Source organism: Streptomyces murinus (assembly GCF_002154555.1).
GTDB lineage: Bacteria > Actinomycetota > Actinomycetes > Streptomycetales > Streptomycetaceae > Streptomyces > Streptomyces murinus.
The window spans coordinates 15,958-29,625 of sequence record NZ_MUNF01000418.1; the positions used below are offsets into that span (position 1 = coordinate 15,958).

The 13,668-nt window shown below is 64.8% G+C and carries 12 protein-coding genes; 2 read left to right on the forward strand and 10 right to left on the reverse strand.

Annotated features, from left to right (window positions below):
• Positions 1-188: 188 nt before the first annotated feature.
• The 7 genes from CCN72_RS24530 to dndB all read right to left on the reverse strand — a co-directional run bounded on the left by CCN72_RS24530 (position 189) and on the right by dndB (position 8,064).
• Positions 189-1,919, reverse strand: coding sequence for an ATP-binding protein (locus CCN72_RS24530; RefSeq protein WP_086809652.1), 1,731 nt, complete (start codon positions 1,917-1,919; stop codon positions 189-191).
• The gene (locus CCN72_RS41555; RefSeq protein WP_086809654.1) at positions 1,916-2,317 is read right to left on the reverse strand and encodes a GIY-YIG nuclease family protein; all 402 of its coding nucleotides are present in this window, start codon (positions 2,315-2,317) and stop codon (positions 1,916-1,918) included. Before CCN72_RS41555 ends, CCN72_RS24530 begins: the two co-directional genes overlap by 4 nt.
• On the reverse strand, positions 2,314-2,784 hold the full coding sequence (locus CCN72_RS24540) for a hypothetical protein (RefSeq protein WP_086809656.1): 471 nt from the start codon (positions 2,782-2,784) through the stop codon (positions 2,314-2,316). The genes CCN72_RS41555 and CCN72_RS24540 overlap by 4 nt, the downstream gene beginning before the upstream one ends.
• Before the next feature lie 296 nt (positions 2,785-3,080).
• On the reverse strand, positions 3,081-3,461 hold the full coding sequence (dndE, locus tag CCN72_RS24545; RefSeq protein WP_086809658.1) for a DNA sulfur modification protein DndE: 381 nt from the start codon (positions 3,459-3,461) through the stop codon (positions 3,081-3,083).
• Positions 3,451-5,442 carry a DNA sulfur modification protein DndD gene (gene dndD, locus CCN72_RS24550; protein WP_086809660.1) on the reverse strand — a complete coding sequence of 664 codons (1,992 nt, stop codon included), beginning with the start codon at positions 5,440-5,442 and terminating at the stop codon, positions 3,451-3,453. The genes dndE and dndD overlap by 11 nt, the downstream gene beginning before the upstream one ends.
• Complete coding sequence (gene dndC / locus CCN72_RS24555) at positions 5,429-6,937, reverse strand: DNA phosphorothioation system sulfurtransferase DndC (protein ID WP_086809662.1); 1,509 nt, start codon at positions 6,935-6,937, stop codon at positions 5,429-5,431. The genes dndD and dndC overlap by 14 nt, the downstream gene beginning before the upstream one ends.
• Positions 6,934-8,064, reverse strand: a complete 1,131-nt coding sequence (gene dndB / locus CCN72_RS24560; protein ID WP_086809676.1) for a DNA sulfur modification protein DndB — start codon at positions 8,062-8,064, stop codon at positions 6,934-6,936. Before dndB ends, dndC begins: the two co-directional genes overlap by 4 nt.
• Positions 8,065-8,139: 75 nt before the next feature.
• On the opposite strand from dndB, the gene dndA reads away from it, so the two are divergent.
• The gene (gene dndA / locus CCN72_RS24565; RefSeq protein ID WP_086809664.1) at positions 8,140-9,285 is read left to right on the forward strand and encodes a cysteine desulfurase DndA; all 1,146 of its coding nucleotides are present in this window, start codon (positions 8,140-8,142) and stop codon (positions 9,283-9,285) included.
• Between the two features lie 5 nt (positions 9,286-9,290).
• Here the strand turns inward: dndA and CCN72_RS24570 are convergent, their stop codons facing one another.
• Positions 9,291-10,724 carry a DNA phosphorothioation-associated putative methyltransferase gene (locus tag CCN72_RS24570; protein WP_086809665.1) on the reverse strand — a complete coding sequence of 478 codons (1,434 nt, stop codon included), beginning with the start codon at positions 10,722-10,724 and terminating at the stop codon, positions 9,291-9,293.
• Positions 10,725-11,074: 350 nt separating this feature from the next.
• On the opposite strand from CCN72_RS24570, the gene gltX reads away from it, so the two are divergent.
• Positions 11,075-12,448, forward strand: a complete 1,374-nt coding sequence (gene gltX / locus CCN72_RS24575; protein WP_244174435.1) for a glutamate--tRNA ligase — start codon at positions 11,075-11,077, stop codon at positions 12,446-12,448.
• 60 nt (positions 12,449-12,508) lie between these two features.
• Here gltX and CCN72_RS24580 read toward each other — a convergent pair whose 3' ends face one another.
• Both CCN72_RS24580 and CCN72_RS39125 read right to left on the reverse strand, forming a co-directional pair.
• Positions 12,509-13,399 carry an aKG-HExxH-type peptide beta-hydroxylase gene (locus CCN72_RS24580; protein WP_086809669.1) on the reverse strand — a complete coding sequence of 297 codons (891 nt, stop codon included), beginning with the start codon at positions 13,397-13,399 and terminating at the stop codon, positions 12,509-12,511.
• Between the two features lie 57 nt (positions 13,400-13,456).
• Positions 13,457-13,618, reverse strand: a complete 162-nt coding sequence (locus CCN72_RS39125) for a hypothetical protein (RefSeq protein WP_158101406.1) — start codon at positions 13,616-13,618, stop codon at positions 13,457-13,459.
• Positions 13,619-13,668 lie beyond the last annotated feature (50 nt).

Sequence of the window (13,668 nt, forward strand, 5' to 3'; positions counted from 1 at the left end):
CCTGAGCCAAACATTCTTGGTGATGCCTCTCAATCGGTTCTGCCGCATGGCGGCGGATGCTGGTGATGGACGGCGCAAGACGAACTGGATGCCTTGATGCTTGAGAGCAAGGGATGCTGTCGGGGCGCCGCAGCCCCGTGCCCGGGGAGCCGTTGGGCGGGGTGCTGGGCACCCCGCCGGAGGCTTTCCTACTGGTCCCTGAACGCCTCCCGCAGAAGCGCCTCGGTGAACATGCCCCAGTAGGTCCTGAGGTCGTCGAACCGCTCGGGGTCTGGGTACATGGCTTCTGCGTGGGCGTAGGCGATGAGCAGGTGGTCGACGGCGGTCTGCCCCCGCCGCGCAAGGTCGGTGATCTCCTCGGGGTCCAGGTTCTGTGTGCCCTCATCGGCGAGCTTCTTAAGGGGGAGATACACCTGGTCGAACAGCGCATGTCGGAGGTTGAACTTGACGGCGGCCTTGCCGTTCAGGTGGTCAATGACCAGTAGTTCCTTGCCGGGCCATGATCCGCCCATGAGGGTGATGGGCTTGGTGCGGATCTGCTCGCGGATCCGCTCGATCTTTTCTGCATCCTCTTCTTGGTCCAGACCGAGATCGATCACAGCCTGCTCGACAACCCTCTCCTCGTCTTCGGGAGTCGCGCCACGGCCGGCAATCCCTCTCGGGAAGTTCGGGAAGACCCGAGCGGCGGTTTCCATCGTCTCGGTGTGCTCACCGTCCTCGAGACGCTTGCGCTTCTCGGTCTCCTTCCAGTCCGCGCGGACCTTCTTGAGGGCCTGCTTCACGGGCGCCTTCAGCCATTCGCGAAGCTCGCTGCGGAGCTTGCTGACCGGCTCTGCCCCGCGCTTTACGTTGCGGACCTGGAAGTACTCGTCAAGCTCCGCTGGGAAGCTCACCTCGATTGCGACGTAGCGAAGAACTTTGTCGCTGCGCCCGCCTTCGAGCAGCCGGGGAACGATGTCGTAGTAGATCTCGCGACCGTTGCGCAGGATACTGATTTTGGCAGTGTTGTCCTCGTTGATCTGAAATGCCGAGATGTCGTCGCCGTTGTGGTCCGTGCTACCGCCGGCACCCGAGTACGGACGGAATTCGCGGGGCACGATGGCGACGGCAACGTGCACCTTGTGGCCGTCGATCTTCAGGTCAGTCTCTTCGATGAGCTCACCGCGGGGGTCGAGCGGCTTGTAGTGCGAGATGATCCTCGGGTTGTCGCGAAGGAACAGCGGATCATGCAGCGTGGTGACCTTGCCGTCCAGCTCGAAGGTCCTACCGGTGTCGATGTAGGTGCGGAAGGCGCGGGCGATGAACTTACGGAGCTCGGCGATCTTCTGGTCCAGGGAGGTGCCATAGGTCCCACCGCTGGAAAGCCGGTCGATCTTGCCGAACACGACGAGTGTGCCGGATGCGAATGGCGTCTCGTCACGGCCGGTCATCAGCTTGGCCGCCTCGGCGGGCCACTCCTGGACCTCGTCCGTGGTGATGTAGTGCTGCTTCCCCTCGCGGATCTCCTGCAGGTCGATGTAGCTGTGGTAGATCTTCGTGCTGCCGGTCTGTCGGCTGTAGATGTCGATGCGCTCACCGAGGCTGAGCCCGGCGAGCTTGAGCCCGACGCCGAAACGCCCCAGCCCCTTTCGCTCGCCGTAGCGGCTGCTGTACCCCATCGAGAGCACGTGGTGCATCTTCGTGGGCTCGATGCCGACGCCGTTGTCGGCAATAAGGATCCTGTCGATCGTCTTTTTGCCGCGGCCGAAGACTGTCCGTACGCGCATCAGGGTGGCCTCGGCCTCGATGGAGTTGTCCAACGGCTCACCGATGGCCGCGGTCAGGTCGAAGCCGGCGTCCCGCATTGAGTCCAGTGCGCGGTCGACCTGAATGAGATCAGCGCGCTGGTCGTCTGGGGCAAGGAACATGGGTGTAGTCATCGTCGGTCCTTCGTCGTAGCGGGCCGCACCTGCTCGTGGGCGGCATGAATGCAGTCTCGGCGGGCGGCATGCTGCTGGGGTAGGCAGAAGGTGCAAGGGATGTTGTGCCCCTCTGGCCGCGCCGGGTGAATCCGGTTGGAAGCGTCAGGAGTGAGAAGGTGAAACAGTGCGCACTCGACCATGTAAGCGCTGGTGGCACTGTGGTGTACGTCGTAGGTGAAGTAGTCGGCACGATGGTCTGAGCAGTGCCGTAGGAGCCGTCGACGGATGTCCGTGTCGCTCCGGCCGACGTATGTGGGGCGACCGTCCTCCGCGTACAGGACGTAGGTGCCGATCCGCTGCGGCGGTATGAGGGTACGCACGAGGGTCGGGCTGAGCCTTACGGGGATGGGGGTCATGCCTCCGCCTCCGCGGCCTGCCACAGGGCTCGTGCGCGGCGCCGGGCCCGGCTGACGCGCTCGCGCATGCGCTGCAGCGGTACCGCTTGTCGGTCGGCCAAGGAGACGGCGTCGTGGCCGCCTGCCAGGTCGTTGAGCAGTACCCGCTCTGCCTGGGTGAGGTTCGGTTCGGTGTTGACCCACGCGAGGAGTTCGGCGGCGAGAAGGCTGTGATCGGGCTGCCCGCGGTTGATGTAGTTCGGCTCGAGCGGGATGAATTGGACGATGGCTCGGCGGCGCTCGAGCACCTCGTAAGCATGCCCCATGGCTGATTTCGTGCGATAAGGGGCTGGAGTAGAGGCGTTCGTCGGGTTGCGCAGGAGTTCGTCGAGTGCGCGGTCGATACGGTCGAGCTCGTAGGTGTCGCTGCTGGCCAGCGCCTGCTTCTGCAGCGCGCTGACCGCCCCGGCGACGGGGTGGCTGATCATGCTGTTCGCTCCGGGTGTCTGGTGGTGGGCCCCATGCGGTGGCACACGTCCGAAAAGTGAAGCGGTGTTATGTGGTTGTAGGTCCAGCCTACTGCCAGAGGCTGACAGGTAGGCCGTTTTGAGTGAAGTCCGCGCCGATGAGGCCGCGTTGGTCTCCCTACCCGTAGAGGTCGGGTGGCACGGAGAGTCGTTGCGCTGGCGCTGCGAGGTTTTTGACGAGCCGACAGGTTCTAGCCCACTGGTACGGCAAAGCCCGCCTCCCCAGTACGCGGGGAAGCGGGCTCCAACGGGCGTGGCTACTCGGTGGTGATGGCGATGAGGTCCTGGATGGAACGCAGATCCTGGCGGCCGGCGAGGTAGCCAATGCCACGGTGCAGGTGGATCAGCAGTGTCTTGCTGACAGCAGCGTCTGTGGGTTCCTCGCCGTCCTTCACGCACCGCTGTTTCAGGAGGGACAGGTATACATCGCCGTGTGGTCCGGCGAAGGTCCTCCAGGAGATCTCCACGTTCGAGTCGGTGGTGATGTCCCGCACGAGAGGTGTGGACGGGTCACGTAGCGACAGCGCGAGCCCCCAGCGGCACAGTTCGTTCCATTGAGTCAGCCCGGTGTGGCGCTTGAGCCAGGCAAGCTGGTCCTTGGCGGCCTGGGAAAGCCGGATAGTGATCTCAGACGGCATGCAGGGCTCCCTCGGTCCACCAATAGCCCTTACCGACGCGGGTGGTGAAAGTGGTGTCGTCGTGCGCGAGGACGTAGCTCTGGGCGATGGAGGGCCGCAGCCGGTTCAAGAGGTTTTCGTCGATCTCTTCGTCCGTGGACAGCAGAAGGACCTGTCGGCCGGCGTTAGGGAAGTACCGGTCGACGAGATGTTCTCGATGGCGGCTGTCTAGGCGCCCTAGAGGGGTGTCGATGACGGTGGGGAGCCGGTTGCCGGCCACCTTGGCCAGTCCCCACAGGAGGGACACGGCCAAGAGCTGCCGCTCTCCGGCGCTGAGCCGGGAGGGGTCGACAGGCTCCCCGTCCTGGTCGGTCAGAGCGATGGTGAACTTGTCAGTGTCGATCCGCAGGCTCTTGATCAACCCGCTCTTGCGCATCAGAGTCTGGAAGCTGATCAGGACAGCTACCTGCAGGCTGCTGATGTGCTTGCGCAGGAGAGCGGAGCTGAAGCGTTCCAGGGTCGCGCGAGCCTTCTCCGCGTAGGCGGCGACTCGCTTGAGCTCTTCCTCGCGGACTAGTGGTAGGGCCTGCTTCTCGCGTGTGCGCTCGAAGTCGGCCGCAAGCCGCGCCTGGCGGGCTTCGGCCTCTGCGAACAGTTGGGCGGCCTGTTCGACAGCGGCACGGGCGACGGTCACTTCATCCCTGGCCGCCTGGCGCGCGTCGATAAGGTTCTTGATCTTGCGTTCGTCCGGAACGGCAGCCAGTTGACGTTCAGCCTGCTGCAGCTCGTGCGCACCCTTGTCGGCGGCTTCCAGGAGTTCGGTAGCGCGAGCCTCGTCAGCTCGTAGAACCTCATCCAGTGTGGACAGCTTCTGGATGAGGTTGTCCGGTAGGCCCAGGTCCAAGCCGAGGTCGGCCGCCGCGGCGCGCTTCTTCCTCTCGACCGTCAGTTTCTTCTTCAACGCGGTGCGGGCTGCGGCCGGCACGCTGTCTGGCAGCTGATCAATCAACCATGCATCCCGAGATTCGAGGATGCCGACGACCTGACGCGCTTCGTGCGCCTCCTGCTCCTGGACGGCCTGTTCCATCAGCGTCGCGAGTTGATCACGTAGCAGCACCAGAGGGAATGCGCCTTCGGCTAGACCGCGCAGGGACTTCTGCGTCTGCGCCAGGCGGTCCGCAATGGCTGCCTTGGCGGCCTCAAGCGCGAGGCGCTCCTCAAACAGATGTCCACCAGCGCGCTTGAATTGACGCTCTATCTTCTTCAGTTCTGCCTCGGCCTCGGTGTGGCGCTTATTGGCCTGATCCAGTTCGGCCTCTCGGGTGGCCACCTCCTGGGAGGCTGCCTGCTTCTGAGCCTTGAGGTCGTGGAGCTGCTCAAGGGCCCCCCGGTCCTCTGATGACAACCTCTGCCGGCGCTGAAGGACGAGGAGGTCGGTTCGTAGCTGTTCAACTGCCCTGACACCGAGAAGTGAATGGACGGCAGCTTCGATTACACCGGCTGCCCGCTCGGGATCGGCCAGCTGCTCGACTTTCTCACCGTCGAAGAAGAAGAGTGAGGCAACCTCTAGGGGCAGGATTTCCTCGACGTGCTCTGCCCAGTTCTCGCTGATCGTGGCGTCATACCGGCCGTCGATGGTGACGGCCAGGTTCTCCCTCACGTTCTTGCCGATGAGGGCCCAGGTTCGGTCGACCTCGTAGGTGCGGCTGCGGCCCTCTACGGTGATCGAAAATTCCAGCTGTAGCGCAGCCCCCTTGGAGGAGTCGGCTGCACGGTTGATGCTTTCGCGCAAGTATGTTTCGTACGCGCGGTTGCCTCGCCCGCTGCAACGGGCCCTAGGGCCGTACAGCACGAGCTGGATCGCGTCGAGCAGCGTCGTCTTGCCGCAGCCGTTCAGACCGCCGATCAAGATAATCGGACGTTTGGGCTTGACTCGAAGGTCGAGGTGCTGCCGACCTTGGTAGGCGCCGAAGTCTTGGAGTGTCAGGCTATGCAGGTGCATCGGTGGTGGTCTCTTCGTTCAGCGACAGCTGGGTCGGGTCACTCTCGCGCAGTGCCTTCAGCTTCTTGGCGAACTGCAGCGCGTCGTCCGCGTCCTCGTAGTAGCCCTTCTTGATGGCTTTCTCCAAAGACTCAAACAGGCCGGCGCGTCGGGACATCGTCCGGTATTGCCGTTCGACCGCGAGGAGTTCACGCGTCATGGAGAAGTGGATCGGGTCGTCCTCACACGCCTCCTTGAGTAGACCGATCTCCTCCGCGCCCAGCACGAGCTGCTCGTCCAGGGGCAAGCCGGGGAACGTCTCGCCGGTCACCTCCTCGTAGATCCGCGGCAGGGAGTCTTCAACCTCGTGCTTGTCGAAAACCCAGATCCGGCGGATTTCGTGCAACTCCTTCATCGAGATCAGTTCGATGCCGCGCACGTGCTCCGGAGCCTTCTTGTGGTTGCGGACCTTGTTCTGCGCGCTCAGAAGCTTGCGCAGCCAGTCCTCGCGAGCAGACTGCTTGTACGGTCCGGGGATGGTTCGGTCGCCGTCGCCGAGCAGCTGGACATTGCCGTTCATACGGCGGAAATCGCGCGTCTGGCTCTCGCTGTTGACGTCGTCGAGCTCGTTGCGGAGCCTGAGCAGGGGCCGCATCCACTCCTTCTCGTCGTCGTTGCGGATCATGGCGGTCATCGACTTGTCCTGCTCGACCAGCGTGCACGTCCAGCAGCCGAACCGGCTGTCGCCGCATGAGGGGGTGGTGTCGTCAACAACCAGCGGGCACTCCGAATCATCGGATGCGCCCTGATACATCGTCAGCAGGTCTTTGTTGTCGTGACCCCACGGGTTGGGGTACTGCATCAAGAACGCCCACACCTCCTCGGTCGACCAGTCCTCAATCGGGCTGTAGACCAGGGAATTGGGGAGCTTTCCATTGGGTGAAAGGCGGTCGCGAACGCGACGCTTCTCGTGCCGGGCCATCGCCCGAGCCCGGGCCTGGCTCTCGGTCTTGCGGATACCCAGCACGAGGATGGTTTCCCCGTGACGGCGCACAACTCGTCGGATGAAGGCGTTAGACGGCTTGATCTTCAACCGCTCGGTGCACCATCGGAACTTCGGTCGGGGCGCGGGGTAGCCCTTGCCGATCAAGCTGACCCAGAATGTGTCTTTGACGTCCGGGGTCAGCTTGTGTGACTCGACTGGAAGCTGCTGGTCCTGCGCAGCGGCACGCATGGTGTCCAGGGACTGCCCGACCCAGGCGGAGACGACAGGGTTCTCCACCAGGGTGTCCGTGCTGATCACGTGGACTGGCTTGGTGCGCTGGTCGGCGGGCAGGCCCTTTAGCGCGAGCCATACCAGTTGGAGAACTGCAGTGGAGTCCTTCCCGCCGCTGTACCCGATGACCCAGGGCACTTCATCCGCGACATAGAGTTCGCGGATTTCCTCCGTCAGCTCTTCGACGACCTCTGCCAAGGGCCTGTCTTGGAAGGTCCTCGTCGAGTTGGGGGTGCTCATGACTCTCCTCGCAGATAGGCATCTTCCACGCGCTGTTCCTCGGCGCTCAGCTCTAGCTTGAGGTGCTGTCGCACGTAGTTCACGGTCAAGGTCAAGTTCTGTCGGCTCTTGGAGACCTTCCCGCCGACCAGGGCTCGCCCTTCCCAGTCCGTGTTGGAACGTGTCCAGTCCACACTGGACAGGCGCTTGAGGGTTGGGGACCAGCTTCGTGGCGCCAAGGACTTTCGCAGCAACGTGTTGCCGACGCGTCCCAGTGCATGCAAGGCGATGCCGTGGCTGTGCAGGAAGTCGCTGCGCATCTCCGCTGCCGACATCTCACGTCGTCGCACCATGTCCCACTCGGGGATCAGTGCGTCGATCGCGCTCCAGTACGCCTCCGCCAGCTCGTGGGACTGCTGCTTGCTGATTTTTAGGTCCTGCAGCAGAGACTGCGTGGCGTAGTAGAGGGAGCTCAGAGTGAACAGCTTACGGGAGCGCTGTGACAAGGTGCTGTTCTCCATGTCCACGTGCCCCTTGAACATCGGGGCACGCATGGCCAGCAGCCGCACCGTGGTGGACAGATCATCGCGGTGGTCGTACAGCACACCGATGGAGCGGGGCGGCCTCACAGCATGCCGGTTCAAGTCGGCGAACATCTGCTGGCAGCGAGCGAGGCCGGCATCGTGGAAGAACACCACGGCTATTGTCTCCTCGCCGAGATCGGGGTTCTCCTTCAGTGCCTGCTCGATCGCGGCGCGCCGGTGCTGGCCGTCGTTGATGAGGAACCGGGCAGCCATCGAGATGCGGATCTGGCCTGCACGCATGCCCACGCCGCTGTCTGCAATGCCCTCGAAGCGGATGTCACCATCGACAGAGGCGGTCAGCGCACTGAAGACGTAGTCGGTGGGGTTGTCGATGATGTAGCGAGTCAGCGCCGGCAGCCGCCCCTTGTTCAAGGTCCGCTGCGCGCGCACCTCAGGGGCCAGCTCGTCCTCATCGAAGAGGAAGATCTTGGGGATGAGGCGCAGCGGGCACATGGACACGTAGAACTCGCGTCCTGCCTGGATACCGCGGATGGCCGGAAATACGTACTCAAAACCGGCAGATGTCGGCGATTCGGCAGGCTGAGGAGTGACGGAAGATCCCACCTGCACACGCTATCGTACGTCAGGTAAATGACGTACACAGCACGTGGGAATCACGCTCGAAGGTGGTTGGGTTCGATGGTGACGTACCTCGACGCGGCGGCGACGACGCGCGTGGACCAGAGAGTGGCCGATGTTGTCCTGCACTGGATGACGGCCGAGTTCGGGAACGCTGGTAGCCGCCACGAGTACGGTCTTCGCGCCAAGCGCGCGGTTGAACGTGCCCGCGACTACCTGGCGGGGACCGTTGCGGCCGAGCCCGATGAGCTGATTTTCACTAGCGGTGCTACGGAGAGCAACAACATCGCTCTGCTTGGGCTCGCTGCCTACGGCGAGCGGACCGACCGGCGTCACATCATTACTTCCGCCATCGAGCACAAGGCGGTGCTTGAGCCCCTGGAGCACCTGGCCAGCCGAGGTTTTGAAGTGGACTTCCTCAGGCCCGGCCCCTCGGGCCGGGTCGCGGTCGAGGCTGTGTTGGAACGGTTGCGACCGGACACCCTGCTCGTGTCTCTGATGCACGTGAACAACGAGACCGGGGTCATCCAGCCCGTTGCCGACCTCGCGCGCGAGCTTCAATCCACTCCGACGTACCTGCACGTGGATGCAGCTCAGGGGTACTGCAAGGTACCTGCCGATCTGACCGCGCCGATCGACCTGATCAGCATCAGTGGTCACAAGATCGGTGCACCCAAAGGCGTAGGTGCACTGGTCGCTCGACGCCGAGAAAGCATGGATGACGAGCGGCCTCCCTTGGAGCCGATCATGTTCGGCGGCGGGCAGGAGCGCGGCCTGCGGCCCGGCACCCTCCCCGTGCCCTTGATCATGGGCCTGGCCGAGGCCGCGAAGATCTTCGAAAGGGAGCATGCCCGGTGGCAGGCTGCTGCCCTGGAACTGCGCGCGAAGCTCCTCGAAGGGCTGGCATCAGAGCGCTTTCATCTGAATGGTGACCAGGATCACGTCGTCCCGCACATTCTCAACATCTCCTTCGAGGATGTGGACTCTGAAGCCTTCCTCGTAACCCTCAAGGAACTGGTCGCGGTCGCGACGGGTTCTGCGTGCACTAGCGCCTCCTACACACCGAGCCACGTACTCACCGCAATGGACCTGCCCCACGCAGTGGCGAGGAACGGGCTGCGGTTCTCCTGGTATCCCGAACAAGCAGAGACCCTGGACGTCACGGAGCTGGCCAACGGTGTTGGCAGGCTTCGGCCTCGGGCCTGAATGGCCTAGTCGCGAGTTCGGACGAGGCGGTGCCCGCGGAGGGCTCGCTGGCACCGAGCAAGCTCGCTCTCCCAGCCGGCCTCAGTACCAATCAGGTGAGGGTATGCATACAACCCAGCCTTGACCTCAGCCTCCGTCAGGCGCCTGTACTTCGGCGCCTCCGGATCGTCCGGGTGCAGGAACTCGTGCTTTCGGTGTAGCAACGGCCGATTGCTACGACCTGCATACGAATGATGCGACGTCTCGAAGGTCTCCAAGTCGACCTGGTAGGACGTCAGCAGTCGGGGATGGGGATCGCGGTCGAACTCCGGGTAGTCCAACCAGCTCACTGCACGGCCCCGGTGGCAGAGCTTGACAACGGTCCAAGCCTGCGGTCGGCCGGCCGCAATCGATGCGCAGTGCTCGTACAAGCGCAGCACGGTCGGCATCCAATCGACCGCTCTGCGGTGGACGTAGAGCGCGGTCGGCGTCAGCTTGCCAACCTTGGAGGCGCTCATAGCTCCACGGACGTAGGCGTCGTCCCGAAGTTTGAGCAGCAGTCGGTCGGCTCGTCGGCACGCCTCCTTGTATGAAGAGAAGAACGCCCGAATGTCCAGCTGCACAGTCAGCGGCAGACTGGTGAACGGACCGCGGCCGTTGAAGAGTTCAACGGCAAGGAACAACAGTGTGTTGAGAGTGGTGCGTTTGGCGCCCTCGCTCACCTTGGCCGGGTCGGCGGACTCGCGTACAAGACGGCGTACCTCCGCCGGGCTCAGGTGCGCCAGTAGTTGGGCTGTGAGCCGGGGTGTTTCTTCCAGGCGCGGAGGGCGCCCGCGGCGCTCCACGTGGTCGATGAGCGCGGCTACTGCCGTAGCGGTGTCGCTCGAAGCCAGCCACTCGTCGTCGGCGACGATGCGGCGTGCGAGATAGCTCAACCGGTCGCTGTCGGTCTTAAATGCATAGATGATCCCTGGTGCGGCGGACACAGCCCGGACACCAGTGATCTCTTCAACGTAGGTCCGTAACTCATGGGCCCCATACAAGTGTTGGAACGTCTTGCGCCGGGTCAGCAGACCGTCCCCGAACTCCTGACCGTTGACCTTCGATCTCTCCCAAGTCAAGCGTGCGGAAGCGATCAACACCTTCCCTGCGAGGTCCCAGGCGGTCTGGAGGGTGTGCCGCCGTTCGACAGGGTCCTCGATGACGTTTAGGACGTAGGTGAGAAGTACCACCGAAGCCGGCTTCAGCTGCACATCGGGTTCGTAGAAGGGGTCCCAGCCGGTGGCGTCACACCCCAGGTGTCGCAGTGCGCGCACATCTTCCCCGCGCCCGCATCCATAGTCGAAGACAGCATCGTCGGGAAGGATCTGTCGGTCGAGTAGGGCTTGGCGGGCGGGTACGGACAAGCTGCCTCGTGTGATGGCAGTGAGCCATCTCCTGCTTCTGGCCTCCTGAGACATGACCTTCTCCGATGTCTGCTCGCTTCCTCTCGGAGTATGGCGGAGTTAAGCGGTCATGAACGGCGCATCGTCGGATCCTCACCGTGTGACAGCTGACTGCACGCGGAGTGCGAGAGTGCCTGCCGCAGCACGGGCACGTGCGCAGGGCGTAGCCGCAAGTGGTGAATGGTTCGGGGCACTGGCTCGTTGGAATCGAGAGCTGAGGCGGAGGGCGGGCGAGCACAGGGTGGGGAGGGCCGACAAGCCCGAGGGGGGAGTCGAGTGGTTCAGGGCGGTGGACCGGCGTCGCTACTCTGGAGCGCATGTCTACTGTCCCGGTTCGCGTTCGTTTCGCCCCGTCCCCGACCGGCATGTTCCATGTCGGCGGTGCACGGTCCGCTCTCTACAACTGGGCGGTGGCGCGACAGTCCGGCGGCAGGTTCGTCCTGCGGATCGAGGACACCGACGCGGCCCGGAACAAGCCGGAGTGGACCGAGGGCATCATCAGCGCGCTCGCGGCGATCGGCATCCATGGCGAGGACCCGGCCTTCGAGGGGCCGTACTTCCAGTCGCACAACGCCGACCGGCACCGGGAAGCGGCTCAGCAGCTCTTCGCGGCCGGCCGGGCGTACTACTGCGACTGCACCCGGGAGCAGCTGAAGGAGCGCACGGGGTCGGAGCACCTCGGGTACGACGGGTTCTGCCGGGACCGGGGGCTGGCCTTCGAGGAGGGGCGGGCGCTGCGGTTCCGGACGCCGGACGAGGGTGAGACCGTCGTGGTCGACCTGGTCCGCGGGGAGCCGGCGTTCCCGAACAGCGCGATCGAGGACTTCGTGATCGCCCGCGGCGACGGGTCACCGGTGTTCCTGATCGCCAACGTCGTGGACGACCTGGATGAGGGAATCACGCAGGTCATCCGAGGCGAGGAGCACCTGTCGAACACCCCGAAACAGCAGCTGCTGTGGGAGGCGCTCGGTGCCAAGCCTCCCGTGTGGGCGCATCTGCCGGTGATCGTGAACGAGAAGCGGCAGAAGCTGTCCAAGCGCCGGGACAAGGTGGCTCTGGAGGACTACCTCGCCGAGGGCTTCCTGCCCGAGGCGATGGTGAACTACCTCATGCTGCTCGGCTGGGGCCCGGGTGACGACCGGGAGATCGGGCCCTACGAGGAGCTGGAGCAGCTCTTCCGGATCGAGGACGTCAACACTGCGCCGGCCTTCTTCGACGTGAAGAAGCTGACGGCCTTCAACGGCGAGTACATCCGCGCCCTGTCGCCGGAGCAGTTCGCCGCCGCCTGCGCGCCATGGCTCGTGGCCCCGTACGCGCCGTGGCGGCCGGAGGCGTTCGACAAGGACGTCTTCGAGGCAGCGGCTTCCCTGGCCCAGACCCGGCTGGCGCTGCTTTCCGAGATCACCAGCTATGTGGACTTCCTGTTCCTCGACGAGCCGGTCGAGGACGAGGCGTCGTGGAACAAGGCGATGAAGGCAGGTGCCGACGACATCCTGTCGGACGCCCGCGCCGAGCTGGCCGGCGTCGCGGACTGGAGGGCGGACGACCTGAAGGCCGTCCTGCTCGCCATCGGAGAGAAGCACGGGCTGAAGCTGGGCAAGGCCCAGGCGCCCGTCCGGGTCGCGGTCACCGGCCGGACGATCGGACTCCCGCTGTTCGAGTCCATGGAGCTGCTCGGCCGGGACTGCGTACTGGCCCGTCTGGACGCCGCCAGCAAGAAGCTGGCCGCGCAGGCTTAGCCGCTGGTCAGGCGACCTGTGCCAGGAGGTTGCCCCAGCCCCACCGAACTCAGGCTGTTGCTATGCGGGACCCACGACCTCGCCGACTGCGCGGCCGATGCGTTCACGGATTTCGTTTCCCGGCACGTACGCGAGGGCCTGATCCAGGCACTCGGCAGCGGCAGCGAACTGGACCGCCTGCTGGCGCAGGTGAGCGTCGAGGAAGGGTGCGACGGCGCCTGTGGCGCTGCGCCGTGCTTTCCGTACGTAAATCACGGTGAGGGAGAAGGCCCAGCAGGCGTGAAGGAAGCCGTAGACGGGACGAGGAGTTCCCCGCCAGGGGGAGAAGAAGGTGACGTCGGCGGGGAGGCTCACGTTGTACGCGGCCAGGGCGTCGTTGAGCCAGTTGTGGGCGGCCTCGTGGATCAGGTCACGGGCCAGGACCTCGGGGTGGGCGGTGTAGTCGGTGAAGACGGTGCCCGGGAGGCGGGTGAGGGCCCAACTGTGGAGAGTCTCGTCGAGTCGGCGATGGTTGAGCAGGCAGACGACGGGGGCGTGCTGGGTGAGCAGGGTCCCGAAGCCGTGCTCGGTCGCGGAGGCGATCGCGGCACCAACGAGGCCGAGGGCCTCGGGTGGAGCAGGGTTGGTGTCGGGGCCGATGAGGTAGTACGCGGTTTCGGAGATCTCTGAGCGGAGCAGATCCGCGGGACACGGGCTGAGCACGAGGTGTGGGCCGGCCGACAGGTGGGTCAGGTCTCGTACCGTCGTACGGCGGCACCAGGCGAGGCGGTCCGCGTGCCGGGCGCGCGCCGCGTGTTCGGCGCCTTCGAGCAGGTGGTGGGCCACGGCGTAGTCGAGGGCGGATGAGCCGAGGCGATTGCCGAGTACGGAGGCGATACGGCTGGTCTGTAGGCGCTGGTGGTCGGCGATGCCGTCCAGGGCGACCGGGGCTTCCGGGGAGAGAGCGCTCATCTGGGGCTCCGGGGGTGGAACGGGGCCGGACCGGGACGGGCCCGGCCCCGTGGCGGGTCAGGACTCGGTGGTGGGCTCAGCGGCGTCGTGCTGCACCGTGGTGGCCAGCCAGGTCTCGGTGGCCGCGTTGGAGGTGTGCGCGGTGGTGCGCACGGGGTCGCTGTCGCGCAGGGAGGCGACCGCCTCCAGGAACTCGTCGAACTTCTTGTCTTCTGCCACTGCTCGCTCTCTCCTCTGGGTCGGGGCCGTGAGTCGGGGGGAGGGGCGCT